Source organism: Corynebacterium falsenii (genome assembly GCF_020099275.1).
In the GTDB taxonomy this organism is placed as follows: domain Bacteria; phylum Actinomycetota; class Actinomycetes; order Mycobacteriales; family Mycobacteriaceae; genus Corynebacterium; species Corynebacterium falsenii.
This window is the reverse complement of sequence record NZ_CP083646.1, coordinates 2,007,050-2,033,427: the sequence shown is the minus strand read 5'-3', so window position 1 is coordinate 2,033,427 and position 26,378 is coordinate 2,007,050. Positions and strand designations below refer to the sequence as shown.

At 62.7% G+C, this 26,378-nt stretch carries 19 protein-coding genes; 9 read left to right on the top strand and 10 right to left on the bottom strand.

The features are described from left to right. Positions 1 to 16: 16 nt before the first annotated feature. Positions 17 to 1,606: a phosphoglycerate dehydrogenase gene (serA, locus tag LA343_RS08905; protein WP_025402980.1), complete on the top strand. Its 1,590-nt coding sequence runs from the start codon at positions 17 to 19 to the stop codon at positions 1,604 to 1,606. Between the two features lie 80 nt (positions 1,607 to 1,686). Here the strand turns inward: serA and efeB are convergent, their stop codons facing one another. Continuing rightward, positions 1,687 to 2,943: an iron uptake transporter deferrochelatase/peroxidase subunit gene (gene efeB, locus LA343_RS08900; RefSeq protein ID WP_025402979.1), complete on the bottom strand. Its 1,257-nt coding sequence runs from the start codon at positions 2,941 to 2,943 to the stop codon at positions 1,687 to 1,689. Between the two features lie 27 nt (positions 2,944 to 2,970). Next, a complete protein-coding gene (gene efeO / locus LA343_RS08895) occupies positions 2,971 to 4,167 on the bottom strand; it encodes an iron uptake system protein EfeO (RefSeq protein WP_025402978.1) in 1,197 nt (398 codons plus the stop codon). 271 nt (positions 4,168 to 4,438) lie between these two features. On the opposite strand from efeO, the gene LA343_RS08890 reads away from it, so the two are divergent. After that, complete coding sequence (locus LA343_RS08890; protein WP_025402977.1) at positions 4,439 to 5,458, top strand: 3-isopropylmalate dehydrogenase; 1,020 nt, start codon at positions 4,439 to 4,441, stop codon at positions 5,456 to 5,458. A gap of 66 nt (positions 5,459 to 5,524) precedes the next feature. Here LA343_RS08890 and LA343_RS08885 read toward each other — a convergent pair whose 3' ends face one another. From LA343_RS08885 to LA343_RS08865, 5 genes are all read right to left on the bottom strand, one after another. Continuing rightward, positions 5,525 to 7,045, bottom strand: coding sequence for an alkaline phosphatase D family protein (locus LA343_RS08885; RefSeq protein ID WP_025402976.1), 1,521 nt, complete (start codon positions 7,043 to 7,045; stop codon positions 5,525 to 5,527). A 326-nt stretch (positions 7,046 to 7,371) separates the two neighbouring features. Next, positions 7,372 to 8,943, bottom strand: coding sequence for a hypothetical protein (locus LA343_RS08880; protein ID WP_025402975.1), 1,572 nt, complete (start codon positions 8,941 to 8,943; stop codon positions 7,372 to 7,374). A gap of 95 nt (positions 8,944 to 9,038) precedes the next feature. Continuing rightward, positions 9,039 to 10,037 (bottom strand): ornithine cyclodeaminase family protein, encoded by a 999-nt coding sequence (locus LA343_RS08875; protein WP_025402974.1) that lies wholly within the window; start codon positions 10,035 to 10,037, stop codon positions 9,039 to 9,041. Positions 10,038 to 10,046: 9 nt separating this feature from the next. Beyond that, on the bottom strand, positions 10,047 to 12,125 hold the full coding sequence (locus LA343_RS08870; RefSeq protein WP_224209147.1) for an NADPH-dependent 2,4-dienoyl-CoA reductase: 2,079 nt from the start codon (positions 12,123 to 12,125) through the stop codon (positions 10,047 to 10,049). A 52-nt stretch (positions 12,126 to 12,177) separates the two neighbouring features. Next, positions 12,178 to 12,711, bottom strand: coding sequence for a PadR family transcriptional regulator (locus tag LA343_RS08865; RefSeq protein WP_039910938.1), 534 nt, complete (start codon positions 12,709 to 12,711; stop codon positions 12,178 to 12,180). Between the two features lie 175 nt (positions 12,712 to 12,886). Here LA343_RS08865 and LA343_RS08860 point away from each other — a divergent pair, with 175 nt between their 5' ends. Genes LA343_RS08860 through LA343_RS08845 form a run of 4 tightly spaced genes read left to right on the top strand, consistent with a single transcriptional unit; the run spans position 12,887 to position 17,852 of the window. Further along, positions 12,887 to 14,767 carry a DUF294 nucleotidyltransferase-like domain-containing protein gene (locus LA343_RS08860; RefSeq protein ID WP_025402972.1) on the top strand — a complete coding sequence of 627 codons (1,881 nt, stop codon included), beginning with the start codon at positions 12,887 to 12,889 and terminating at the stop codon, positions 14,765 to 14,767. Beyond that, complete coding sequence (locus LA343_RS08855; protein ID WP_039910937.1) at positions 14,768 to 15,439, top strand: exonuclease domain-containing protein; 672 nt, start codon at positions 14,768 to 14,770, stop codon at positions 15,437 to 15,439. It abuts the gene before it with no gap. A 30-nt stretch (positions 15,440 to 15,469) separates the two neighbouring features. Then, positions 15,470 to 16,276: a fumarylacetoacetate hydrolase family protein gene (locus LA343_RS08850; protein ID WP_025402970.1), complete on the top strand. Its 807-nt coding sequence runs from the start codon at positions 15,470 to 15,472 to the stop codon at positions 16,274 to 16,276. Between the two features lie 13 nt (positions 16,277 to 16,289). Beyond that, positions 16,290 to 17,852 (top strand): PucR family transcriptional regulator, encoded by a 1,563-nt coding sequence (locus tag LA343_RS08845; protein ID WP_025402969.1) that lies wholly within the window; start codon positions 16,290 to 16,292, stop codon positions 17,850 to 17,852. Here the strand turns inward: LA343_RS08845 and LA343_RS08840 are convergent. After that, positions 17,849 to 19,306 (bottom strand): aldehyde dehydrogenase family protein, encoded by a 1,458-nt coding sequence (locus tag LA343_RS08840; RefSeq protein WP_025402968.1) that lies wholly within the window; start codon positions 19,304 to 19,306, stop codon positions 17,849 to 17,851. The two genes, LA343_RS08845 and LA343_RS08840, sit on opposite strands and share 4 nt — an antisense overlap. 73 nt (positions 19,307 to 19,379) lie before the next feature. Beyond that, complete coding sequence (gene gabT, locus LA343_RS08835; RefSeq protein ID WP_224209247.1) at positions 19,380 to 20,714, bottom strand: 4-aminobutyrate--2-oxoglutarate transaminase; 1,335 nt, start codon at positions 20,712 to 20,714, stop codon at positions 19,380 to 19,382. A 293-nt stretch (positions 20,715 to 21,007) separates the two neighbouring features. On the opposite strand from gabT, the gene LA343_RS08830 reads away from it, so the two are divergent. From LA343_RS08830 to LA343_RS08820, 3 genes are all read left to right on the top strand, one after another. Continuing rightward, complete coding sequence (locus LA343_RS08830) at positions 21,008 to 22,531, top strand: amino acid permease (RefSeq protein WP_182840948.1); 1,524 nt, start codon at positions 21,008 to 21,010, stop codon at positions 22,529 to 22,531. 265 nt (positions 22,532 to 22,796) lie between these two features. Next, positions 22,797 to 23,393: a hypothetical protein gene (locus LA343_RS08825; protein ID WP_144084494.1), complete on the top strand. Its 597-nt coding sequence runs from the start codon at positions 22,797 to 22,799 to the stop codon at positions 23,391 to 23,393. Between the two features lie 214 nt (positions 23,394 to 23,607). Further along, a complete protein-coding gene (locus LA343_RS08820) occupies positions 23,608 to 25,140 on the top strand; it encodes a hypothetical protein (protein WP_025402964.1) in 1,533 nt (510 codons plus the stop codon). Between the two features lie 64 nt (positions 25,141 to 25,204). Here the strand turns inward: LA343_RS08820 and LA343_RS08815 are convergent, their stop codons facing one another. Beyond that, positions 25,205 to 26,347 carry an isochorismate synthase gene (locus LA343_RS08815; RefSeq protein WP_025402963.1) on the bottom strand — a complete coding sequence of 381 codons (1,143 nt, stop codon included), beginning with the start codon at positions 26,345 to 26,347 and terminating at the stop codon, positions 25,205 to 25,207. Between the last annotated feature and the right edge of the window lie 31 nt (positions 26,348 to 26,378).

Here is a 26,378-nt window from a genome sequence, read left to right as displayed (position 1 = left end):
TTCAGGAGAAACTTTCGTGAGCAACACCCGTCCGGTAGTCCTCATCGCCGATAAACTTGCCCAGTCCACCGTAGATGCGCTGGGAGATTCCGTAGAAGTCCGCTGGGTCGATGGCCCCAACCGCCCCGAACTGCTCAAGGCAGTAGCAGACGCAGACGCGTTGCTCGTTCGCTCCGCCACCACGGTGGACGCCGAGGTTCTCGAGGCAGCGCCCAAGCTGCAGATCGTCGGCCGCGCCGGCGTGGGCCTGGACAACGTGGACATCGACGCCGCCACCGCCCGCGGCGTGATGGTCGCCAACGCTCCGACCTCCAACATCCACTCCGCCTGCGAGCACGCCATCAGCCTGCTGCTGTCCACCGCCCGCCAGATCCCCGCTGCGGACAAGACCCTGCGCGACGGTGAGTGGAAGCGTTCCTCCTTCAAAGGCGTCGAGATCCTCGGCAAGACCGTCGGCATCGTCGGCTTCGGTCACATCGGCCAGCTGTTTGCCCAGCGCCTGGCGGCCTTCGAGACCGACATCATCGCTTACGATCCCTATGCCAACCCGGCACGTGCAGCCCAGTTGGGCGTCGAACTGGTAGAGCTCGAAGAGCTCATGAGCCGTTCCGATTTCGTCACGATCCACCTGCCCAAGACCAAGGAAACCGCGGGTATGTTCAACGCGGACCTGCTGGCTAAGGCCAAGAAGGGCCAGATCATCATCAACGCCGCCCGCGGCGGACTGGTCGATGAGCAGGCGCTGGCCGACGCCATCAAGTCCGGCCACATCCGCGGCGCAGGCTTCGACGTGTACGCATCCGAGCCCTGCACCGACTCCCCGCTGTTCGAGCTCGACGAAGTTGTGGTCACCCCGCACCTGGGCGCATCCACCGTGGAGGCGCAGGATCGTGCAGGTACGGACGTTGCGGCGTCTGTGCTGCGTGCCCTGGCTGGCGACTTCGTGCCGGATGCTGTGAACGTTTCTGGCGGTCGCGTCTCTGAGGAAGTTGCTCTGTGGCTGAACCTGGCCACCAACCTCGGCCGCGTGGCAGCCGAGCTGCTCAACAGCGCACCGACGTCCGTGAACGTCACCGCCCGCGGCGAGCTGTCCAGCGAGTCCGTCGACGCGCTGGGCCTGGCTGCTCTGCGCGGCGTGTTCAGCGGCGTGATCGAGGAGCAGGTGACCTTCGTCAATGCTCCGCAGATCGCCGAAGAGCGCGGCGTGCACCTGGAGGTCACCACCTACGACGAGTCCGTGAGCCACCGCTCCGTGCTGGAGGTTCAGGTCGTGGGCGCCGATGGCGCCACCGCCACCGTCGCCGGTGCGCTGACCGGCCTGGAGCGCGTAGACAAGATCGTGCGCATCAACAACCGTGGCCTGGACCTGCGCGCGCAGGGCTCCAACCTGTTCCTCGTGTACCCGGATCAGCCCAGTGCCCTGGGCAAGGTCGGCACCACGCTGGGCAGTAACGGCATCAACATCGACGCCGCAGCGCTGTCCCCGAACACCGGCGAGGAAAGCGCCACGCTGGTGCTGCGCGTGGACAAGGAGATCCCGCAGGAGCTCCTCGCTGAGGTCAAGGAGCAGCTCAGCGCCGAGAACGCCTTCCTGCTGGACTTCTAACCGCTAGCTCGGCGCCCAGATCGGCGCCGGCGAGCGCGAGTCACCAACAAGAGCTCAACAGCGCAACCCCCAAGGGGCGATCAGCCAAACAGCTGGTCGCCCCATTTCTGTCCTTCCCGCAGCCCAGCCGGGCACGCGAACACTGCTGAGGACTCATAGCGCACGTATTCGTTCATCTTGTCGTTGCGGGATAGAGCCATCTGCACCGGAATGAACCCGGTCGCTGGATTAGCAACGAAAGCGATGAAGAACAATCCCGCCGAGAGATGCCCGAAGTTATCGGATCCCTCGATGAAGTTGTAGGCCCGGCGCAGCATTCGCGCACCGTTGTTGTTGCGCGGGTGCGCCAGGAAGGTGTGGGAGGTCGTGGGGATGGCAGGGGATCGCCCCATGACCAGATCGAACGGTACGTCTGCGAACTCGTCGTTGGTGCCGAGCGGAGCGCCATTGCCCTTGTATCGGCCGAAGGTATCCTGCTGGTCTTTCATTGATTGCCGGTCCCACAGCTCCAGCAGCATCCGAACACGGCGGGCGCACAGGTAGCTGCCGCCGTTCATCCACCCGGGTTCGTCGGACCACACGTGTGAGTCCATCTCGCCGGATTCTTCGGCGTGGATATTACGTGTGCCGTCTTTGAAGCCGAAGAGATTGCGCGGTGTTTGCTGCTCAGTGGATGTGGAGCTGGCGCGACCGTATCCCAGCTGCGACCAGCGCACATCCACCACACCGGAGCCTGCGCGTACGAGGTTGCGGATGGCATGAACCGCCACCTGAGGGTCGTTGGCGCACGCTTGTACCACGATGTCGCCATCGCATAGGCGGTCCTGTAGTTGGTCGCCGGGGAATGTGGGCAGCACGTCCAAGTTTTTTGGTCGACGCCCATCCAGGCCGAATCTCCTATCAAACAGCGATGGGCCGTAACCGATGGTGATGGTCAAGTTGGCGGCACCCAGGTCCGTGGCCTCGCCGGAATCCTCGGGTACCGTATACAGACTTGCCTCGGTCTCTGGCCGTGAAGCGCCGTGGGACTCATCATTGCCTGCTGCGGGTAGGCCCTGTGTCATCCGGGCGGACATGTCAGTCCACCGGTCAAGCATTGCCTTGAGCGCGGCGCGATCCTTCGTGGTTACGTCGAGCGCAATGATGTGCAGGTGCTCCTGCTGCGAGGTATCAATGCCGGCTTGATGCATGCCGTAGAAGGGCACAGTGTCTGATGGGGTTGCGCCGGCTCGATCCGTGGCGGCCCAGACCCCGGTTCCTGCTGCAAGAGCGCCAGCGCCTGCGCCGAGGCCTAGGCCGGTGAGAAACGTTCGGCGGGATGGGGTGTTGTTCGTCATCGTAAAGCTCTCCCTGTAGTGCAGGGGTTAGTTCTGCTGAGCAACAACACCCTGCACTTCGGCTACTGCTTCGGTGAGGTGGTCAAGCGCACTGGATAGATCCTTGCGGCCTTTGGCGTCGACCTTGTCGTAGGAGATGAAGCCATCGCCCTGGCGGTATTTGTCCAACTGCTTCTGTACGGCGTCGAAGCGCTTGTTGATCTCCTTGAGCTTGCCGGGGGCGCGCTGCTCCAGGGGAGTCTCCAAGGAGTTAATTGCTGCGCGGGAACCGTCCAGGTTGGCTTGGAAATCCCACAGGTCCGTGTGTGCGAACACGTTCTCTTCGCCGGTGATCTTCGAGGTCGCGATCTCGTCCAGCAGTTCCTGTGCGCCCGTGGCGATTTGCACGGGGGTGATCGTGAATTCGTCAGAGTTCACGGCGGTGTTCAATTCCTTGATGTCCTTGCCGAGCTGATCTGCAGTCTTCTTCGTTTCGGCAGTGATCGCATTGTTGTTCCAGAGGTCCTTTTCGATCTTGTGGAAGCCACTCCACTCATCGCCCTCGGCCAGGTCGGCTTCGCGGAGGTCAAGGCGTGGGTCGAGATCGTTCGGCAACGCTTCGGCTACGGGCTCGATACGCTCGTAGGGCGTGCGAGCCACCGGGAAGAGTTGCTTGGCCTTGGCAATATCGCCGGCGTTGACGGCCGCGACGAAATCGCCACCTAGTTCCTGGAGATCTTGCACTTGGGCGCGGATGTAATCCTTGTACGATGACACAGCCTCCGCGAGCGCGGAATCGGAATTTGCGGAGTTCACTGCCTCGCCGGAAACCTTCAGTGTGGTGGCCAGTGCTGACGTCTCAGCATTCTTCGTGCCCTGTGTATTGGACGCTCCGGGCTTACATTGGGCCACGTAGTCGCCCGGCTCGCGCAGCTCCACGATGAGGGTGCGGGTATCACCGGGTTCGATATTGGAAACCTCGCCTTCCACGCGCCCGGCCTTTGTGAGCACGTAAAACTCGTTGGCTTGCGACCCCTCGTTCTTTACGCTGAAGGTTGCCGGGCCGGTCGGCAGCTCGGTGGTGGCAACATTGCATGCATTATCGGACGCGGTGACTGCAATCGCCTCGCCAGCCTTGGCCGATTGTGTCGACCCTGTCGACTCCGTACCCGAATCGTCGCCACAGGTGGCTAACATTCCGGTCAAGACCATGATGGGGATGGCAACGGCAGCGGTCTTTTTCATTGGCATAGGGGACATAGGGGACATGGGGCGTCATTCTCCAGGCTCTTTGTGGCGCTTACTGCATACCTATGATCAGTGCATGAGGATCAGATATGTAAGGTAAGCGTGGGCTTAGTTAGATTCGGGTTGCCTTATTGAACTATGGGAGATTGCCGGCATGCAAGGGGAGTGACTGGAGAGGGTAGTGGAGGGGGTGCGTGTGCTCGTTCGGGCACTCGAGCCGCGTGATACACTGCAAATGTCCAACAGGTGAGATAAAGGAGTCCATGGAATGAAACTCGCGGTGATTGCAGGCGACGGTATCGGCACCGAGGTAACCGCCGAAGCCCTCAAGGTGCTCAACGCCGTTCGCGACGACGTCGAAACCACCGACTACGACCTCGGCGCCCGCCGCTACCTGCGCACCGGTGAGGTCCTCACCGACGACGACCTAGATTCACTGAAGCAGCACGATGCCATTCTGCTCGGTGCCATCGGCGACCCGCGCCAGGTTCCCGCGGGCGTGCTAGAGCGTGGCCTGCTGCTGCCCCTGCGCTTCAAGCTGGAACACGCCGTGAACCTGCGCCCCTCCAAGCTCTACCCCGGCGCATCCTCCCCGCTGAAGAACCCCGGCGAGATCGACTTCGTGGTGGTCCGAGAAGGAACCGAGGGCCTCTACGCCGGCAACGGCGGCACCCTGCGCGAGGGCACCGAGAACGAAGTGGCCTGCGAGGTCAGCCAGAACACCTGGCTCGGCGTGGAACGCGTGGTCCGAGACGCCTTCGAGCGCGCCATGGGCCGCCGCAAGAAGGTCACCCTCGTGCACAAGACCAACGTGCTGGTCAACGCAGGCGGCCTGTGGCAGCGCGCGGTCGATACTGTCGCCGCCGAGTTCCCCGAGGTCGAGGTGGATTACAACCATATCGACGCAGCCACGATCTACATGGTCACGGATCCCTCGCGCTACGACGTGATTGTCACTGACAACCTCTTCGGCGACATCCTCACCGACCTTGCAGGCGCTGTGACCGGCGGCATCGGCCTGGCCGCCTCCGGCAACATCGACCCCACGCACACCTACCCCTCGATGTTCGAGCCGGTCCACGGCTCAGCACCGGACATTGCAGGCCAGGGGATTGCCGATCCGTGCGCGGCGATCCTGTCGGTGGCGCTGATGCTGCGCCACCTCGGCGACGAGGCGAATGCGGAGAAGATCGAGAAGGCCGTCCTCGAGGAAGCAGCTTCCCGCGACGGCTCGCAGATCAAGACCGCCGAGGTTGGCGACCGCATCGCTGCTGCAGTCAGCAGCTAGCCAGCTGATGTGCTGGCCCCGCGCCGCGGCTAGCAACTAGGAGCTAGCCAGTGAGCTCTCCGGCAGCTACTGGGCCTCGATCGTCGTGGACCAGAGCTCGGCTCCACGGGTCGTGAACAGACCGACGCTCAGGGCGCGCGTGGCGGCGTCGATATTAACCTCCCCGAAGTGCTGGTAATCATTGAGGGGAGAGGAGTTCTGCTGGTCCTTGGGCGGGTGGTGAATGAACTCCACAGACGGGCCGAAGGTGCTGTCCATTTTGTTCGGCCCGAACGCACCGGCGTTGAGGGGACCGGTGACGAACTCCCAGAACGGGGAGAAATCCTGGAAGCTCGCGCGATCCGGGCTGTAGTGGTGAGCCGCGGTGTAGTGCACATCGGCGGTGAGCCACACGACGTTCTTCACCTTCTTGATGCCCGAGAGCACGCGGCCAATCTCGGCCTCGCGACCCGTGGCAGCGCCAGGGCGGCCGTTGGACACACCCTCCTGGTCCTCGCCGTCTGGGACAATGATGCCCAACGGCAGGTCGTTGGCGATGATCTTCCACGTGGCGGTTGAGGCGTTGACCTCGCGGATGAGCCACTCCGCCTGCTTGTCACCGAGGATGTGACCCGGCTGGTCGGGGGCGGTGCGGGCTAGCGGGTTGGCGTCCTTGTACGAGCGCATGTCCAGCACAAAGATGTCCAACAGCGGCCCGTAGGAAACCTTGCGGTACACACGACCGTCCACCGCCATCGTGGGGTCCAGCGGCTGCCACTCGTGGAAGGCCTGGAACGCGCGGCTGGAGAGGGTATCGACATCCTTGACGGTGTACTTGTCGCTATCCAGCACCTCGCCCGGGTACCAGTTGTTCACGGTCTCGTGATCGTCCCACTGCACGAGCTGGGCCACATGCGCGTTGAATGCGCGGTAGTTAGCGTCCATGAGGTTGTAGGCGTACTGGCCGCGGAACTCGGTCAGTGTTTCCGCGACCTTCTTCTTCGCCTCCGACGTCAGGCTGGTGTAGGTGCGGCCATCATCGAGGGTCTTTGTCGCGGTGATCGGGCCGTCTGCGTAGCAGGTGTCGCCGGAGTGGATAAATAGGTCCGGGTTGCGCGAGGCCATCGTGGCGAAAGCGTACATGCCGCCGATCTCGGGGTTAATGCCGTAGCCCTGGCCTGCCACGTCGCCGGACCAGTGCAGGCGGATGTCCTTGTGCGCGGTGGGTGCGGTCACGAAGCTGCCGACCTCGGGGGCCGAGAGGATGCCGGTTTCTGCATCCTGAGCCATCACTCGGTAGTGCACCCGCTGCCCCGGCTCCATGCCGATTAGGCGCACCCGGCCCGTCCCGTCTGTATCGGGGGTCATGAGCTGGGAGGACTCGAAGCGGCGAACCTTCCGGAAGGAGGGATCGGCACTGGTCTCCACGATCATGCGCGACGGGCGATCGGCGCGAGTCCAGATGAGGCCACCATCCGCGCGGACATCACCAGCGGCGACGCCGTGAGTGAGTTGCGGGCGATTCGGGATGAGGCCGGTGGAGCTGCCGATGCTGCTGCCGAGGCTTCCGGTGCTGCTACCGAGGTCGAGGGCGGACGCACGGCTCATGGCGTAACCTGAGCCCACAAGTCCGGCACCGAGGATGGCGGAAGCGTTGAGGAAGGCCCGGCGGGATGGGGTGGCGACGCGCCGCGACCGGACACTCGGCTGCGAGGAGGGTTGCGCAGAAGAGGGCTCCGAGGACGAGGAAGAAGGAGTCTGTTGAGAAGTCACCCCAAAAAAGTAAAACCGCCACTTTAAGAAAAAGTGACGGTTACTCAAACCTTCGTTGAACTGTGTGAACCATGCGAACTATGCGAGCTGCGCCGGCCTTGCCCCAGCATTGCTCCCGCGAGGCGGGCGCCCCATGTGGTCGCACCAGCTTGCAGCGCTCCTTACTGGTAGCTCACGAAGTCCGGAGTCGGCTTCACATCCATCGTCTGCTGCGGCGTGAACATCGGCTGGTCCTCATCGATGAAGTTCTTCCAGCCCAGCGCGATCTGTGGCGGCAGCTCGGCGCGCACGACTTCCCACGTGTCCATCTTCGTGCCCGGGGCACCGTGGCCATCGCAGTGCACGAGCATCTTGACGTTGTTCGTGCCGGTCGACATGTTCTCCCGGTTGCGGATCATCTGCAGCTGGAACTGGTGGATCATGAGCAGCTTCTGCTCGCCTTTCTCCTTGGCCACCAGCTGGTCGAGCCAGTCCACGACTTCGTTGATCTCTTCCACCTGCACGTGGCCGACCTGGCTCAGCGGAACCTGGCCGGGCTCAAGGCGCCACTCCGGATCCAGCGCCACGCCCACGTTCGGCAACTTGATGAGGTCCTCGTAGAACTTCACCTGCGTCAGCAACGTCTCCATGCCGGGTTGCACGTCGATGATCGCGTAGCCGCCCGCGTCGGTGATGGCCTTGACCCATGGTTCAATCTCGGCGGGGTCCGTGTAGTTCGAGTACGAGCCGTCCGGACCCGGCTCCTGGGCCGCGACCGTGGCGATGATCTCGAATGCCGGAATGACAGGAGTGTTCACCAGGTCGTTGTACTGAGCCGCCATCTCTTGGGCACGTTCCACGGCGGCGTTGACATCCTGCTCGCCCATGACACCCAACGCGGGACCACTCGGGTGCCCGTATAGAGCGATGATGTGGCGACCGGGGAAGACCAGTCCGCCGCCACCCGGCTGCTGGCGCTCCACGGTGCGGGCCAGCTCCTTGCGCTCCGCCATTTCTTCCTTGGTGCCGAAGTTCTGGCTGAGTCCCACCATCTTGTTATCGCTGCGGGATGCTTCGATGCTCTCGCTGGAGGCGCGCGGATCGGCAGCCAGCAGCGATAGGACGGTGAAGCCCGAGCCCGTCGCGTTGGCCTTGGCCACCGGGGTGGTCTCCGGCCCGGCCAGGGCGGTGCCGCTGACGCCGTCCTTCACGTCGTTGGTGGGGGCGTCCTTCGGCCATTCCGTGTCGGCCTCGTAGTAGGTCACGCCGTTATCCTCGGCGCCGTCCTTCTTGTCTTTATTGTCGACGCCACCCCGCGTTAACCCGCCCAGCAGCACTACATGGGTAGCCTTCAGGGCGGAGACCGTGGAGTCAATTTTTTCCTTGCCCTCGGGGGATTGCGGATCCTCCACCACGATCACCGGAACGTGGTTCTGGGCAGCGAGGTCGAGTGCCTCCTGATCCGCCATGGGGGCGACGGCGAGGGTATCGGACTTGCCGAACAACTGAGTAGCAGCATCGGATCCGCTGCCATCGTCGTTGATCACGGCGCCGTCGTCAACGGGGCTTCCCTTATCCTTGCCGTTTTTGTCCTTACCGCCGATTCCGCCATTGTCGTCCGAGCATGCAACCAGCCAGCTACCACCGAGTACAGCGCCACCAGCTACGAGGCTGGTCTTGAAAAAGGATCGGCGGGAGATTCCCCTGCGGGATGGCGGGGTGGGATGGGACAGATCAGAAGAATCGGTAGACACGGCGGAAAGAACCTCCAGCTAAAATCAGTAGCAGCGAAACGCAATTGCGTTAGACACTATCGGTTTTTCGGGAATACCGAAATTCCTTCCGCGCACTATCCCCAGTTTGTTCCCACATTGTTATCTTCGGCGAGCTGAGTGATCGAATGTGCTGCCCAAAGATCTTGCGCGCCCACGCCTACTGTTTTGTAATAGACAATTTCTTCCGGAGAGGTGCGACCTGCGAGTTTGCCGGTGATGACCTCGCCAATTGATCCATCAATTTGCGCCCTGTCGAGTGCCCCACTGTCGAGGGGCACGATGAGATCCCCGCTTTCTTCAATCGCAGCCTCTACGTCATCACAGTAAATGCGGTCTGCGGCGGCAATAACGTCTTCTCCGCATTCCTGCATGTGCGGTTGGAAAGAACCCACTCCGGAGATCGTCACCCCTGGGGCGAGATTCTCCGCTGTGAACACTGGGGTAGCGGACGTGGTCACCACCGTGATGAGATCTGAGTCAGTGGTGGCCGTAGTGGCGTTGGACCAAGGCTCGAAGCTGCCGGAGAACTCCATGCGAGTGAGCACATCCCACGACTGCAGCGATGCGATGAATTCGCGGGCGCGATCGAGGGAGCGGTTGACAATGCGTATCGTCTGCAGCTTCGGGCAGGCGGCGATCATGGCCAGTACCTGCGCCGGGGCCTGTCCGCCCGTGCCGATGACGGTGCCAATGGTGGAATCGGGGCGGGCCAGGTAGCGAAAGGCCACTCCGGAGGCCGCGCCCGTGCGGATCTGAGTCAGAGACGCGCCGTCGAGGAAGGCCCGGGGCTGGGAGGTATGGGTGTCGTAGAGCTGCACCGTCGCCGGAGAGGTGGGCAGACCGTGGGCGCTGTTATTGGGGAAGATGCCGATGGTTTTCACGGCAATGGCCCCCACATCGTCGGAGGCGCTGGGCATGACCAAGAACGTCCGGTTCTCACCGAGTTGCATGGCCGTGCGCAGCGGAGTGAGAGTCCGCGGCTCGCTTACCGCAGCGAAGGCGGCCGCGCAGTCGTCGATGGCGCGGTCCATGCTGTAAAGGGACCAGATGTCGGACGCGGAAAGCAGCTTCATACCGCCATGCTAGTTGTCACCGTCGATCGCGGCGGCAGTTTCCGTGCCCTGGCGGATGGCGCGCTTGGCATCGAGTTCGGCGGCTACGTCCGCGCCGCCAATGACGGTCGTGTTCACACCGGCGGCTTGCAGGGGCTCCACGAGGTCGCGCACGGACTCCTGGCCCGTGCACAAGATGACATTGTCCACATCGAGCACGCGGCGGTCTGTGACGGCACCTTCCTCGTTGCGGAAGGACAGGTGCAGGCCCTCGTCATCGATCTTGTCGTAGGTGGCGCCGCAGATCTGCTCCACTTGCTTCATCTTCACCGCTCTGCGGTGCACCCAACCGGTGGTCTTACCCAGTGACTTGCCCTGGCGGGTGGGCTTGCGCTGGATCATGTAGACCTTGCGCGCCGGGGGAGTGGGGCGTGGCGTGGTGATGAAGCCGGGGACCTCCGGGTCGTCATCTACGCCCCACTCCTGCTCCCACTCCTTGAGGTTGAGGGTGGGCGATTCGTCAGTGGTGAGGAACTCGCTGACATCGAAGCCGATGCCGCCCGCGCCCATGACCGCCACGGTCTTACCGGGGGTCTTGGAGCCCAGCACGCACTCGGCATAGGTCATGACCTTCGGGTGGTCGATGCCTTCGATGGAGGGGATGCGCGGGGTCACGCCGGTGGCCACGATGACGTGATCGAAGCCCTTATCAATGAGCTCTTGGGCGCTGACCTTCGTATTGAGGTGCACTTGCACGCGCTGGATCTCCAGCTGAGTGGTGAAATAACGGATCGTTTCGGAGAACTCCTCCTTGCCGGGGATGCGCGCGGCGATGGAGAACTGCCCGCCGATGGTGTCGCGCGCCTCGAACAGATCAACGCGGTGGCCGCGCTTGGCTGCGGAGACTGCGGCAGCCAAACCGGCCGGGCCGGCGCCGACCACGGCCACGCGCTGGGCGTGCCGGGTGGGTGAGAGAACCAGTGTGGTCTCCCGGCCCGCCTGCGGGTTGACCAGGCAGGAGACCTTTTTGCCCACGAAGGCGTGGTCCAGGCAGGCCTGGTTGCAGCCGATACACGTGTTGATCTCGCGGGAGCGGTCCTGGGCGGCCTTGCGCATGAAGTGCGGGTCGGCCAGCAGTGGGCGGGCCATGGAGATGCCGTCCACGAGCCCGCGCTCGAGGATTTCCTCGGCGACCTCTGGGGTGTTGATGCGGTTGGAGGCGATGAGGGGGATGGAGACTTCGTCGCGCAGCCGCTCAGTGAACTTTACGAAGGCGGCGCGCGGTACGGAGGTGACGATGGTGGGGATGCGGGCCTCGTGCCAGCCGATATCGGTGTTGATGGCGTCCACTCCGTGTTCCTCGGCCTTGCGGGCCATCAGCGCGATCTCATCCCACGTTTGGCCCTTATCCACGAAGTCCGCGATGGACTGGCGCAGGATGATGGGGAAGTCGCGGGGAACCTTGCGGCGGATTTCCTTAATGACTTCCACGAGGAAGCGCTGCCGGTTCTCCGTGTTTCCGCCCCACTTGTCCGTGCGGTCGTTGGTGTGGGGGCACAGGAACTGGTTGATGAGGTAGCCCTCGCCGCCCATGATCTCGATCGCATCGTAGCCAGCCCTGCGTGCGAGCTTGGCGGATTCGCCGTAGCACTTGATGACGTGCCGGATCATGGCATCGGTCATGCGCAGGTGCTGGAACGGGTGGATCGGGGAGGGCTCGGTGCCCGGTGCCACCTTGAATGGGGTCACGCCGTAGCGGCCGGCGTGGAGGATCTGCATGGCGATGCGGCCTCCGGCGGCGTGCACGCGCTTGGTGATCTGCTTGTGGTGCAGCACATCCGCGTGGTTGGTCATCTTCGCGCCCAGGGGCATGAGGCGACCGGTGCGGGAGGGTGCGATGCCGCCGGTGACGATCAGGCCGATGCCACCGCGGGCACGCTCCGCGTAGAACTCACCGAGCTTCGGCGCGTCCCAGGGGCGTTCTTCCAGCCCGGTGTGCATTGAGCCCATGACGGAGCGGTTCGGCAGGGTCATGCCGCCGATGCGCAAGGGGCTGAACAGGTGCGGGTAGGGGGTGGTGTTGGCGGGTGGGGTGGCGGGGGCGTTCATGGGGGTCTCTTCTCTTGGGTCTTGTGGGTGCTAGTCGGGTGCTAGTCGAGTGCTAGTCGGGCAGTGCGGCGAGGATCTCATCGCACCAGTCCACGAAGGCTTCCTCGGTGCGGATGCCGCCGCGGAGCACGAGGTATTGGTGCAATTTCCTGCCCTGCAGCTGATCGGGGTGGGGAAATTGAGTGTGGAGATATCGGTGGTAGAGGTCGAGCTGTTGCTGGTGCAGCTTTCGGTGCTGCGCCACGTTCGCGCGCATGGTCGCAGGGTCGGTGTGCTCGGCCCCGCGCAGCTTCACGCCGAAGTCGTTGCGCAGTTGTGGCAGCTCGGTGGGGGAGCTCACCCAGTCGCTCAATGCTTGATGGCCCGCTGGGGAGAGCTCGAAGACGCGCTTGTCCGGCTTGCCTTCCTGGTGGACGTCGGTGGGTGTGATGTATCCATCGGCCTCCAATTTCTTCAAGGTGCGGTAGATCTGCTGGTGCGAGGTGGACCAGAAGTGGCCGATGGACTTATCGAATTGCCGGCTGAGCTGGTATCCGGTGCCGGGTCGCTCCGCGAGGGAGACCATGATTGTGTGTTCCAAGGCCATGTGATGCAGGTTACAACCTCCCACGATCTTATGCAACAACGTGAGTATGCGCGTTGGTGAATATGGCTGACTCGTTGTGTACCTCTTGCGTGGTTCGTGTGTTTGTTTGTGTGTTTGACGCCACCATGCCCCCAAAACCCCATTGTTTTATAAGGCTAACGGTTATTCTGAGTCCATGAGCGTAGAGCTAGAGGCCATCCGCGATTTCCTCGCTGAACACGACCCGTTTGCCCACCTCCCAGCGGACACGCTATCCGCTGTGCCCCACATGATGACGATGAGTTACGTGCGCCGCGGCACCCACATGATCGAGGCAGGCGCGGTCAACGATTGCCTGTGGGTCATCCGCTCCGGCGCTGTCGACGTGCTGGATAATCAGGGAATCCTGCTGGACCGCCGCGAGGCCGGCCGCAGCTTCGGCTACTCCACCCTCGTGGGCGCCCCGGAATCGGAGTACACCATGATCGCCGTGGAGGACTCCCTGCTTCTCAGCCTGCCCAAGGCCGACTTCCAGCGCATCGCGGAGAGCAGCCCCGAATTCTTGCGCAGCTACGCCGGACAATCCGCGCGTATTCACGCCGCGGCCCTCCAACTCCACTCCGCGGGCCAGGGTGGGGCTGGTAGTGCTAAAAACTCTGACGTGCTGCGCACCAGCCTCGGGCAGTTCGCCATCCCCAACCCCGCAAGCACAGCGCCGACAACCACCATCCAGGAGGCGGCGCGGTCGATGGGGGAGCGCAACGTCAGCTCACTGCTCGTCATCGGGGAGGAAGGTGAGCTCCTCGGCATCATCACCGACCGAGACATGCGCCGCTGCGTGGCCGATGGCACGGACATCACCCAGCCGGTCGAGACGATCATGGCCCGCAACCTCACCACCGCCACCAGCGACACCCTCGTGTTCGAGGCCATGCTCATGCTCACGGAGAAGATGATCCACCACCTGCCCGTCGTCGACGAGGGGCAGGTCACCGGAATCATCGCCTCGGCGGACATCATGCGGTTGCTGCAAAACGACCCGATCTACCTCACCGCCGATCTGTCCAACCGCCGCACTCCGGAGGAGATGCGCAGCGTCTTCGACTCCGCGCAGGCCGTGGCCGGCAGGTTCCTCGAACGCGGAGCAAGCGCCAGCGAGGTGACCGGCTTGCTCACCGTTGTCGCGGACGCCATGGCTCGCCGGCTGCTCACCCTCACCGAGGAGGAACTCGGGCCACCTCCCGTCCCCTACGCATTCGTGGTTCTCGGATCGCAGGGCCGCAAAGAAATGGGATTCGCCAGCGACCAAGACAACGCCCTCGTGCTGGATGATTCCTACGATGAATCCGCACACGGCAGCTACTTTTCCGCGTTGGCCGAGTACGTCTGCCGCGGCCTCGCCGATGCTGGCCAGGCGCTGTGCCCAGGCGACATGATGGCCACCAACCCGCAGTGGCGCATGACGGAATCGCAGTGGAAATCGACCTTCTACCAGTGGATCACTGCACCGGAACCAGACGCCCTGCTGCACGCACAGACCTTCTTTGACATGAGGCCAATCCACGGCGAAGCCCGATTGGCAGAATCGGTGCATGCGCAGGCTGTGGCGTCGGCGCAAGGATCCCCGAGACTCCACGCCCACCTGGCGGGGTTGGCGGCGCACCGTGAACCGCCGCTGGGCATCTTCCGCGGGTTGGTGGTGGAGCGCTCCGGCGACTACCGCAACACCCTCAACATCAAGAAGGGAGGTTCGCACGCAATTGTGCAATGTGGCCGATTGTTCGCGATCGTCGAAGGCAAGGAATCGCTACCGACTGTGGCGCGGCTGAGGGCGGCTGCGGGCACCCCGGCGGTCTCGGAACGCTCGGCGGAGGATCTGATCAACGCCTTCCAATTCCTCACTGCGGTCACGCTGAAACATCAGGCGGCACAGCTGCGCGCCGGGGAGGAACCGGATTACCACATCAACCCGAATAGCCTGTCGAAGATGGATCGCGAGACACTGCGCGATGCGTTCCACATCATCAAGTCCATGCAGTCGGCCCTGGCGCTGAAGTTCCCGGTGCGGAGTGTGTAAATGGGCTGGTTAGATGCACTGACGCGGAAGAGCTCGCGGAAACCCACCGGCCCGCTGGCGGACTACTACGCAGCCACAGCGCCGGGGCCCGACACCCCGCTGGACGAGCTGCCGATGCTGGCCGTCGACGTGGAAACAACCGGGTTGAACCCAGCCAAAGACCGCATCTTGAGCATCGGATGGGTGCCCCTCGATGGCCGCGCGATCACCCTCGGCGGCGCGGCGTATCACGTGGTCAAGCCCGAATCGGGCGACGGCTCGGTGGGTCATTCGGCAACGATCCACGGGCTCACGGACGACGACGTCGCTACGGGCCGACCGCTTTCAGACGTCCTGGGCGAGCTGCTGGCCGCCCTGGCCGGGCGGGCAATGCTGGTGCACTACGAGCCGATCGAGCGCGAATTCCTCACGGCCGCGTGCCGCAAGCTGTACGGATCCGGACTGAAAGTGCCGACGGTCGACACGCTGGAAATCGAGCGCCGACACATGGAACGGATGGCGACCTTCCCGCGCGGCGAGGACCTGCGGCTGCCGCGCATCCGGCAGCGCTACGGCCTTCCGGCCTACGGATCGCACAACGCTCTGGGGGATGCATTGGCCACGGCCGAGCTGTATTTGGTTTTGGCTGATCGGGCCAATGGACACACGCTGAGGGCTATGCAGGTGAGATAACTCCGGGAAGCTCCGGTAGTATCGCTTTACATGCGTATTGCCAGAATTGCACACCCCGAGGGCATGGCCTTTGTCGCCGTGGAGGGTGGTCAGCCGGACGGAACCGGTGCCACCTGCCGCGAGATCGCAGGCCACCCGTTCGGTCAACCAGAGTTCACCGGAAAGTCCTGGCCGATTGAGGACGTTCGTCTTCTCGCGCCGATCCTGCCCTCCAAGATCGTGGCAGTGGGCCGCAACTACGCCGACCACGTCCAGGAAGTGTTCAAGAAGGGCGCAGAGCACCTGCCGCCGACGATCTTCCTCAAGCCCCCGACAGCCGTGATCGGCCCCGAGGCTCCGATCCGTATCCCCGAGTGGGCCACCCGCGTGGAGTTCGAAGGCGAGCTGGCCATCGTCATCGGCAAGCCCTGCAAGGATGTGAACCGCGCCAACTGGAAGGACGTGGTGCTGGGCTTCACCATCGTCAACGATGTGTCCTCCCGTGACCTGCAGTTCGCCGACGGCCAGTGGGCGCGTGCGAAGGGCCTGGATTCCTTCTGCCCGCTGGGTCCGTGGATCGAGACGAACGTGGGTGGCATGGAGATCGACAACCTGCCGATCAAGGCACACCTGACCCACGACGGTGAGACCGCCACGAAGCAGGACTCGAACTCCAACCAGATGATCAAGAACATCCCGGAGATCGTGGAATGGGTATCCCAGGCGTTTACGCTGCTGCCCGGCGACGTGATCTGCACCGGCTCCCCGGCGGGCACCGCCGAGATGGTTCCGGGCGATCGCATCGAGATTGAGATCCCGGGTCTGGGCCACCTCGCCAACCCGGTGGAGCGCTACTAGGGGCTGCGGCCGCATGCAGCTGACCGTTGCTTCCCTGGCTTCCCGCACCGACTTGGGGCTGACGATTCTCAGTGCCCGCGATGCCGCACTGACAACGCCCATCGAATGGGCGCATGCCATCGACAGGGACGATTCGGACAAGTGGATCGCCCCCGGAACATTGGTACTCAGCTCCGGTTATCACATGCCCGAAGCCACCGATACCGATGCGATACGCTCCCGCATCGACGCGCTTCAGTCGGCCGGTGCCTGCGCTTTAGCGCTGGACACCGGGGGACGCTGGGCACGCATCCCGCAGGTCATTGTTGACCACGGTGAAGAAATGGGATTCCCCATCATCGCCGTCGCTGCCGAGGCTCCATTTTCTGCGGTGGTGCGCGCTGTCGCCGAGAACATCACATCCGCGCGAGTCAACAGGCTATCGGCACTTCTCGATCAACAGGGCAAGGTCACGACAACGCTACTGCGATCAGGACTCAGATCAGGACTCAAGGGCGCGGTCGACCAGGTCGCTACCTATCTCGACGCCGCTGTCGTGATCGTCGACAATCTCGGGGCCGTCCGCGCGTCCTCGGTTACGGGGGAGAGCCTAGACAAGGCTCTGGTCGACAAGGCCCTGGTCAAGCCTCCCTACACGCGCCAGGTAGCCAGGTCGCCCATTAATCCACACGGCATACGGATGATCCAGCCACTCACCGGCGCGGTCGTGGGGCAGGGAGCCATCATCGTGGACTCGCGGCGCCTCCTCGATGAAACTGACCGGTTGCTTGTGAGCTTTCTCGCCGCCGTGGTGTCCCTGTCACAATCCAGGTCTTTGACCGTGCATCGAGTTGAAGAGAAGCTGCGCAGGCAGGCACTGCGCAGCGTCATTCAAGGGATCACCCCGGCCCAGGAAAACCTCGAGCTGTTCGATCTTGCCGAAGAATCCCTCGTCACGGGGGTGTACATCACCGGAGAGAGTGTTGACTTGGCTCGTCTGAATAGCGAACTCCTGGGATTGGGAGTTCACTTCTTGACGACCCAAGACGCTGAGGAAAAACTCGCAGCCCCAGGGAATGACAGCCCTGCGATCGGATGCTATGCCGTCCACGATGGGCGAGCGGACGTCCCGCGTGCCCTGTTCAACCGCCTGCGCACCACCTACCCGCGCATGCGGATCGGTGTGGGGGAGCGCACGGAACTTCGGCAGGCCGCCTTATCGCTGACACAGGCGAAAGCCGCAGCGCCCCCACCGAGCTCACGAGTGCGTGTACGGACTATCGCGGAACTTCCCACGTACGAAGCCATCGTGGAGACACTCTCGGACAGCCACGCCGCTCAGATTCTGACTGGCGGGGCATTCCGCACTCTGCAGGATTACGATGCCGTGCACCGGACGGACCTCGTGGCTGCGGCATCTGCGTATATCAACACCAACGGGACATTCGAAGCGATGGCCCGAGTTCTCGATGTTCATCGCCAAACTGCACGCGCTCGGGCGCAACTGATCGAGGAAATCCTTGACTGCAGCTTGGAGGATCCAGACTTGAGAGCTGAGCTGTGGCTGGCGATGCGCATTGCCAACCGTTCCTCCTAGCGGGGCTGCCTACCCAGGTACAGCGTTGTGGTGTGGGTAAAGAACTCGCGGGCAGCGCGGCCCTGTTCCTTGGGGCCCAAACCCGATGCCCCAGCGCCACCGAACGGTACGTGCGGATCCGCACCGGCAGTTTCCGAATTCACGTGCAGAATGCCGACATCGAGATGATCGAGGGAATCAAATGTCGCATTGAGGCTGTTGGTAAACACCGCAGCCGACAATCCATAATCGCCTTCGGCAGCGGCCTTGAACGCTTCGTCATCATTGTCCGCTACGAGCAACGCGAGGACCGGCGCAAAGAGCTCTTCCTGCCACAACTCATTGCCAGTCGAATCGATGCGGACGACCGTTGGCTCCAAGAAGTACCCACCGTCACAGCCGGGGATCCTGGGGATAGCGCCCCCTGCAAGCACACGTGATTGATCGCCCGCGTTACGGTCCACAGCGGCCAAGGCGTTGTCGCGGGATGTGGCGTCGATCATAGGGCCCATGGAGATACCGGATTCGAGAGGATCGCCGGTCCGCCTTTCCTTGAGCTGCGCCAGGAGTTCCTCGGTGAATTCCTCCGCGATGTCCTTGACCACGACAACGCGCGAGGTGGCGGTGCATTTCTGGCCCGTCGAATTGAACGCCCCGTTGAGGACCTGTGTGGCGGCGAAGGGCACATTGGCATCAGCCAGGACGATCGCTGGATTCTTCCCACCCATTTCAGCCTGAACCGGGATGCCGTGCGCCGCGCACTGGGAGGCGATGGCGCGGCCAACGCGCGTCGAACCCGTAAACGTCACAGCCGCGATGCGCGGATCAACCAGCATGGCCTCTGCCTGCGAACTCGGTGCAATGACCAGATTGATCACGCCTTTCGGCAATCCGGCCTGTTCCAGGGCCTGCGTGATGCGGACCGCCAGGAGCGGGACCGCGTGGGCTGGCTTCCACACAATGGTGTTGCCATGGATGAGTGCCGGGGCGGCCTTCCACGCGGGAATGGCGATGGGAAAGTTGAATGGGGTGATCATCGACACCACACCAACGGGCGTGCGGACAACTTCGATGCGTTCGCCGGGGCGCGGAGAATGGTAGATCTCCCCGGCCTCGCGGATGGCCTCGGAGGCTTGGAAATCGAAGATGGCTGCTGCTCGGTTGACCTCGCCAATGCCTTCCGGGAGAGTCTTGCCCTCCTCGAGGCTGAGCTCGCGACCCCAGTCTTCTGCGTTGCTGCGGATAATGTCTGCGGCTTTGGTGAGGATGTCCGCTCGGGCGGCCATGGGTTCGGAAGCCCAGTGGCGCTTGGCCTCGTGGGCTGCAGTGATTGCCGCTTCCACCTGTTCGGATGTTGCGTAATGCCCGGAGGCGACCACGTCGCTGGGGCGCGTGGGGGACGTGGAGACGAGTTCCTTGCCTTCGCCGGGAATCCATTCTCCGTTGATGAAGTGGTTGAGTTCGATTGGTGCCATCGAAAGAAAAGCTCCTTTGCGGTTGAGAGTGAGCGGAGGGCTAGCCGAGAGTGAACGGAGGGGGAGCGGAGGGTTAGCGAGCCAGCTCGGTGACCAGGATGTCGAGGGCTTCGTTGAGCAGGTCGTCGGAAATTGACAGCGGGGGCAGCAGGCGCAGCACGTTGCCGTGGGTTCCGGCGGTGAGGACGAGAACTCCGTTGCGTTCACACGCTCGGGCGACATCGGCGACCTTGGCAGGGTTCGGATCCCCGGCGCCGTGCGAGTCACCCGTGCCAGTAACGATTTCAGCGGCGATCATTGCGCCACGTCCGCGAACCTCTCCGATGAGAGGATTGGTCTCTTGCGCAGCCGTGAGCTTGGCGGTAATGATCTCGCCAATGTCGGCGGCACGCTGGGGGAGGTTCTCCTCTTCGCACTGGCGCAAAACCTCGAGCGCAGCAGCGCAGGCTACGGGATTGCCTGCATAGGTTCCGCCAATGCCTCCGCGGTGGGCGGCATCCATGATGTCGGCGCGGCCAACCACAGCTGCGATGGGGTAGCCGCCTCCGAGGCCTTTCGCCAACGTCATGATGTCCGGCACCACACCGTCGTGCTCCACCGCGAACATGGTGCCGGTGCGAGCAATGCCGGTTTGGACTTCATCGGCAACGAAGAGGATGTTGCGGTCACGGCAGAACTCCGAGAGCTGCTTGAGGAAGCCCTGGGGTGGAACGATGAAACCGCCTTCGCCTTGGATGGGCTCCATGACGATACACGCGATGGAATCCGCTCCCACCTGTGAATCCACGATGAGTTCGAGTTGCTTTAGAGCCTCTGCGCCCGCATTGTCAGGACCGCTGGGCCAACGGAAGGGGTAGGGGCTGGGGGCGCGGTACACTTCGCCGGGGAAGGGTCCGAAGGACTTGCGGTAGGGATTGTTCTTCGCCGTCATCGCCATTGTCATGTTGGTGCGTCCGTGAAAAGCATGGTCGAAGACGATCACCCCAGCCTTGCCCGTGAAGGCGCGGGCATATTTCACGGCGTTTTCGAGAGCTTCGGCACCGGTGGAGAACAGCGCGGCGCGCTTATCGTGATCACCAGGGGTGAGCTTCACGAGTCGTTCGGCGAGGTCGAGGTAGGGCTCGTACGGATGGTTGAGGAAGCATGTGTGTGTCAGCCGCTCGGCCTGGGCGTTTGCTGCTGTCACGACCCGGGGGTCGGCGTTGCCCACGGTTGTGGTTGCGATGCCCGAGCCGAGGTCGATGAGGCGGTTGCCATCGACATCCTCGACGATTCCTCCGCCCGCTCGAACTGCCCATGTTGTTTGTGCGCTACCGAGCCCTGCAGGAAGGACCGAATGAGCTCGCGCAGTCAGTTCTTGGGAGCGCGGTCCGGGGATCTCAGTGTTGAGGTGCCGGGACTGGGGCAGTTGTTCGTGGCTCACGGTGGAGCTCCTTTCAAGGCTGGTGGTTGAGCGGGGTTGGCCTACATCGGCGGGGCGCGGTACACGCGTTGTCGAGTGATTTGTGTACCAAAACTTCGATGCCTAAACATCACTCTGATTGACTATGTGTGATTTAAGCCATCATCAAAACGGAGGAATCGCTGCTCAAATTTCAACAATCTGGTGATTTGTCCACCGTGTGTCGGGGTCTACTGTGTCCCATAACACATTTAGCTAGGAAACTACTTGTGTCACTAGGTTTCACATGGGAGGAAGACATGTCCGCACCACAACCAGTTCAGGATCCGCGGGGTGACACCCCGTCCGGTTCGATATGCGCCAATGGCGGAGCTGCCCCAGAGGAGTTGAGGACCGACCTGTCGAAACGTCACCTCACCATGATTTCCATGGGAGGCACGATCGGCGCCGGTTTCTTCGTGGGCCTCTCCGGCCTGATTGTCGTCGCAGGCCCGGCGGCTGTTGTGACCACAGCGATCGCGGGCCTCATCGTCTATCTGGTGATGCGCATGCTGGGAGAGATGGCTGTAGCCAGGCCGTCAACTGGTTCCTTCGTTGACTATGCCCGCATGGCATTCGGTCGGTGGGCCGGGTTCGCCACGGGCTGGATGTACTGGTACTTCTGGGTCATCGTGGTCGGCATCGAAGCAGTTGTCGGGGGCAAGTTGGTCGCTCTGTGGTTGCCTTCTATCCCCCAGTGGCTCACAGCCGTTGTCATCATGTCCATCATGATCGGCGTGAATCTGCTGTCCGTGAAGAGCTTCGGCGAGGCGGAGTATTGGTTCGCTGGCATTAAGGTCGCGGTGATCGTTGCGTTCATGGTCGCAGGATTCGCCTTCCTGGCCGGTGCATGGACGGGCAACGTTGGCGAGGCAGCCCACGTATCCAATCTTTGGACTCATGGCGGGTTCGCGCCGAATGGTGTCGCTGCGATCTTCGTTGGCGTCGTGACCGTGATCTTCTCGATGACGGGCGCTGAGCTCGTGACCATCGCCGCTGCCGAGTCTTCCCACCCTGCCGATGCGATTCGCCGAACTACGCAAACAGTCGTTGTTCGTATCCTTGCTTTCTTCGTGATTTCCACGTTCCTGTTGGTGGCGATTCTGCCGTGGGATCAGTACGTTGCCGGCTTGTCGCCATTTAGCTCGGCGCTGGAGGCGATGGGTGCTCCCTATACTGCGGATATTCTTAACTTCATTGTTTTGGTCGCTGTGCTTTCCTGCCTGAATTCCGGCCTCTACACCGCATCGAGAATGATCTTCACCCAGGGGCGCAATGGTGATGCTCCGGCGTGGATGACTCGCGTCAACAAGCGCGGAGTTCCTACCGGTGGCATCCTCTTCTCTGCGCTGGTCGGCTTTATCTGTATTGCGGCTGGCTACGTCTGGCCGGATACGATCTTCCTCTACCTGGTTAACTCTTCTGGTGCGGTTGTGCTTTTCGTCTACATCCTCATCGGTGCGTCGCAGATCAAGCTGCGCCCCAGGTTGGAGCGCGAGGCGGCAGCCACTGGCGGTTTGACGTTCAAGATGTTCGGCTGGCCGTATATCCCGGCTTTGGTGACTGGTTTGATTGTTGTCATTCTCGCTGCAATGGGCATTCGAGAGTCCACGAGGGTTGAGTTCTTGCAATCCATGGTGAGTCTTCTCGTCTTCGTGGGAATCGGCATCTACCTGCAGAAGACCGGAATTAAGGGTCGTTACGAGGGGCTTCCGGCGAACTTGCCAAAGGGTGTGGACGAAGAGGATTACTCCCCGGGTCGTATCTACGAGGACGTGGATTAGCCGCATGACTTAGCACCAGCCAAGCCCCCGCTGTGCTTGGCCGTGCGAGCGTCCCCCGATACCGCTATTGTGACCTTAACTGTGTTGTGTAGCAGTATCGGGGTTCTAGGGGGTTTTCTTGGGGATTACACGTCTGACCAGCGGTGTTCTCGCTGCTCTATTGTCCGTTTGTCTGGTTGGTTGCTCTATATTCGACGCCACCACGCGGCCACCTGCCACCACCAAACGTTCGGTATCCACAGCCAACGACTCGCAGGCCGGAGCTGTGGATAACCCTGACAAACCGGTGGTGACGGACGACGGTCGTATGCTACAACCACAGGGGCACGAGGGAATCTGGTTCGAGACCGAGCCGGACGACCCGTGGGGGAAATACGTTTGGCGGTCGCAGAAGTTTGTGGGGGATCCGTTGGAATTGCCAGTGCTGGGGGAGTCAGAGATGTCAGGTACTAAGTTCGAAGGCCTGTCGGACTACTGCAACTCAGAGGTCAAGCAGAGGCTCGAATCCATCGGTTTTGAGAAACGTAGACCTCTTGAATACACCAACCTGATGGAATGTGGATTCAGGATCTCGCCGGAAGACTTCTTTGCTGATACCCACTTTTGGATTTCTTTTTGGCATACGGCCACCTGGAAGGTTGGCAAGGAATTTGCCGACGATGAAATTCCAAAGGGTTGGGGAATGTCGGATACCTACACCTTGCCAACTTCATATGGGGGACATGAGTGTGTATCGCTACTGGAAGAATCCGATGGGCGTGCGATCTACTTATCAACATCAGAACTAGGTGCACCAGCAGAACTTGAGTCTAGCTGCAAGAGAATTTCATACATGCGCCAACTAGTCGACAACATTTCATAAAGATGGGGGAAATATGCTTAAGCTTTCAATAGATTTACTACGGTCCATTTCTGAGGAACTTGACTTAGCGGAAACAGCCATCCAATCCTTTTCCAGAATTTGGGTAAACTCCGCACAACCATACACGGGTTCGCCTGCTGTGAACCTCGCGTTCGGTGTTCACCAAAGCTTGTGGGCCTCGCAGCCAGGGTGCGGTCTGAAGGCCTGTGAATATTTGGGCAAGAACATCGGATGGGTCACCACCCACCTCCGGCAACAAACGGATTGTTTGGATGATCAGGAACGGGATAACCAGCACAGCTTTGATTCCATCAACTCCGACGCGCCACGGTGCGAAGACCTCAGCACAATGGTGGCCGATACCCGACCGCAAGACACCATCCATAATTTCATGTACACCGACCCGGTCACCGCCGCCGAAGCGACGATGCCGCTGCAAGCACTGATCGCCGCGTTCAGTACCGACGATGCCGCACCGCTGGCCATATCCAGCGACTGGGCGAAAGCATCTACCCAGTTATCGTCGATCATGGATCAGCTCGACGCCGCTGGCCGCCAACTCAGCGCCACAACCATAGGCACATCATTCGACATGGCACGAGAAGCCATCGACTCCGTGGTCCGCACCGGACGCATCGTCGCAGCCAACGCCCAGATCATGTCCACCACCGTCGCTCAATTCCCCACCATCCGTACGGCCAACCTCGCGGCCCTACACGCCATCGAAGCCTCCACCGCGACCATCACCGACCCCGCGGCGAAACTGGCAGCGGAACAATCCGCCGTCGCCACGTTCGTCTCCACCCAGCTGCAGCCCTCCCTCGAGCTCGTTCGCCCACCGATTATGAACCTGGGGGTGCCGATCGTTGGCCACACCGGTGGGGGAGTGCTGACCACTTCCACTGTCGGGCAGGGTTCCACGGTCACGCCGATTAGCCAGATCACGGGTCTGACCACCACGGCCGCCAGCACCGCCACCCATGCGTTCGGGCAGGCCGCGGATGCCGCGGCCGGGTCGGCTGGTCGGGGTAACGAGGCGGCGGTGGCGGCCTCGGCGGCCCAACCCGCCCCGGTTGCAAGCACCCCTCAAGCACCGTCGGTGACGGGTGCCGCGCCGACGGCACCGGCGGCATCCGGTGGACTGTCGCAGCCGGCCCCCTCCCCGGTGGTGTCCCCGCAGTCTGCTGGTGGTTTGATGGCGCCTGCGTCTGCCGGTGGGGTGGGTGCCACCGGTGGCGGTGTGGCTTCCCGGCCTGGGGTGGTGACCGATGGTGGTGGTCGGGCTTCGGGTCAGCGGTCTGCCTCGTCGCCTGCACCCAAGTTTGGTGGGCAGGGTGCATCTCGTGGTGGTGTGGGGCAGCGGTTGCCGCAGTTGCCGCAGCATGCGCGTCAGGCGGTGATGGCGCGGGAAGTCTCCCGGCAGATGGCTCAGCGCGTCAGCACCGGCACCGGTCCTGGTCTTGGCACCGGCTCTGGCCCTGGCGCGGGGATGAGTGTTGGTGGTGGTTCTGCTGCGGGTGCTGTTGGTCCGCGGGGTGGTTTCGGTCGGGTGTCTGGCACAACCGGCTTCGGCACCGGCGGTGCTGGTGCTGCTGGGTTCGGTGCCGGTGCTGGTGGCCGGGCGGCGTCGCGGTCTGGTGGTGGTCGGGCGGCGGCTGGGTTTAAGTTCGGCCCGGAGGATCGGGCGTATTTCACCCGGTTGTTGATGGGCAAGTCCGCCAAGACGGTGCGCAAGATCATCCGGTAACCAACCCCTACAGGCTCCGGGCGATCAGCTCCTTCATGATCTCGTTCGTCCCGCCGTAGATCCGCTACACGTTGCGCATCGCAGCGGGCACGTTGAGCGCACGCAGCACCGTCTGCAGCTTGGCGGTGGTTTCCGCGGCCTCGTCCTCCGGGGAAGAGTCAGCCACGATGCCGCCGCCAGCCCACGCCCGCGCCGACGCGCCCTCCACCACACAGCACCGGATCGCCACCATGAACTCGCCGTCGCCGTCGGCGTCGCACCAGCCGACTGCGCCCGCGTAAAACTCCCGTGGCTGTTCGACCTGTTCGATGATGCCGATGGCGTCGTCGGTCGGAGTACCACCAATGGCAGGAGTGGGGTGCAACATCAGCGCCAAATCCAAAGCGGAGAACCCATCGTCCTTGAGGGTGCCCTCCACGCGGGTGCCCAAGTGGATCATCTCGTTCGTCTCGTGGATCTCCGGATACGGCGGGATCGAGAGCCTAGAGCACAGCGGCTCGAGCGTGCGTCGGTAGTGGTCCACCACGAACTGATGCTCGACCTGGTCCTTCATGCTGCTCAGCAGGCTGCGCCCAGTCGCTTGATCGCGCTCCAAGTTGCCCGTCCGCGCCGCCGACCCAGCCAGCGGGAACGCGCTGACCTCGCGGCCCTTCTTACGGATCAGCATCTCCGGCGAGCTGCCCACGAACATCGAATGCGCGTGCTCCTCCCGGCCCGTGGCGCTCAGATCCACCGCGAAACCATCCCGGTGCGCGGACAAGTCAATCAGCCGGGCGGCGATGAGAAGCGGGTCCACCTCGTCGGCGAATTCCACATCCACGGCCCTGGCCAGCACGACCTTGTCCAACCGGGTCTGCTGAATCGTGGACACCGCCGCCGCCACCGTGGCGCGGTGCTCCGCCAGTGTCGTCACCGCCTCCACGGCCTCCACTTGCAGGGATTCCGCAGCCTTGGTGCCGCGGAAGTACGCCGGCGGTTCCAGCGGCCCCTCGGTTCGCACAACCTTCTCCGGCACCATCAGTGCAGCGCGGTGGGACGTATCGAAAGGAATGGCGCCAACAATCAGCTCGGCTTCCTGGCTCCGCAGCGCCGTGGAGGCTTCGAAAGGATCCGGGTACGTGGTCACGCGACCCTGCGTGCGGATGCTCCGGTCAGGGCGGGATAGCAGGAAGTCCGGGGCGGTTACCGGTCGCTGCTCGTGGGTCATGCGGGCAAGTCTACTTGGGTACCCCGCCCTG

Bases quoted from the DNA above. Each gene is read 5' to 3' on its own strand.
- efeB (WP_025402979.1), bottom strand. From the start codon at position 2,943: ATGACGAACAACACCCCATCCCGCCGAACGTTTCTCACCGGCCTAGGC.
- efeO (WP_025402978.1), bottom strand. From the start codon at position 4,167: ATGAAAAAGACCGCTGCCGTTGCCATCCCCATCATGGTCTTGACCGGA.
- LA343_RS08890 (WP_025402977.1), top strand. From the start codon at position 4,439: ATGAAACTCGCGGTGATTGCAGGCGACGGTATCGGCACCGAGGTAACC.
- LA343_RS08885 (WP_025402976.1), bottom strand. From the start codon at position 7,045: ATGAGCCGTGCGTCCGCCCTCGACCTCGGTAGCAGCACCGGAAGCCTC.
- LA343_RS08875 (WP_025402974.1), bottom strand. From the start codon at position 10,037: ATGAAGCTGCTTTCCGCGTCCGACATCTGGTCCCTTTACAGCATGGAC.
- LA343_RS08870 (WP_224209147.1), bottom strand. From the start codon at position 12,125: ATGAACGCCCCCGCCACCCCACCCGCCAACACCACCCCCTACCCGCAC.
- LA343_RS08865 (WP_039910938.1), bottom strand. From the start codon at position 12,711: ATGGCCTTGGAACACACAATCATGGTCTCCCTCGCGGAGCGACCCGGC.
- LA343_RS08860 (WP_025402972.1), top strand. From the start codon at position 12,887: ATGAGCGTAGAGCTAGAGGCCATCCGCGATTTCCTCGCTGAACACGAC.
- LA343_RS08855 (WP_039910937.1), top strand. From the start codon at position 14,768: ATGGGCTGGTTAGATGCACTGACGCGGAAGAGCTCGCGGAAACCCACC.
- LA343_RS08850 (WP_025402970.1), top strand. From the start codon at position 15,470: ATGCGTATTGCCAGAATTGCACACCCCGAGGGCATGGCCTTTGTCGCC.
- LA343_RS08845 (WP_025402969.1), top strand. From the start codon at position 16,290: ATGCAGCTGACCGTTGCTTCCCTGGCTTCCCGCACCGACTTGGGGCTG.
- LA343_RS08840 (WP_025402968.1), bottom strand. From the start codon at position 19,306: ATGGCACCAATCGAACTCAACCACTTCATCAACGGAGAATGGATTCCC.
- LA343_RS08830 (WP_182840948.1), top strand. From the start codon at position 21,008: ATGTCCGCACCACAACCAGTTCAGGATCCGCGGGGTGACACCCCGTCC.
- LA343_RS08815 (WP_025402963.1), bottom strand. From the start codon at position 26,347: ATGACCCACGAGCAGCGACCGGTAACCGCCCCGGACTTCCTGCTATCC.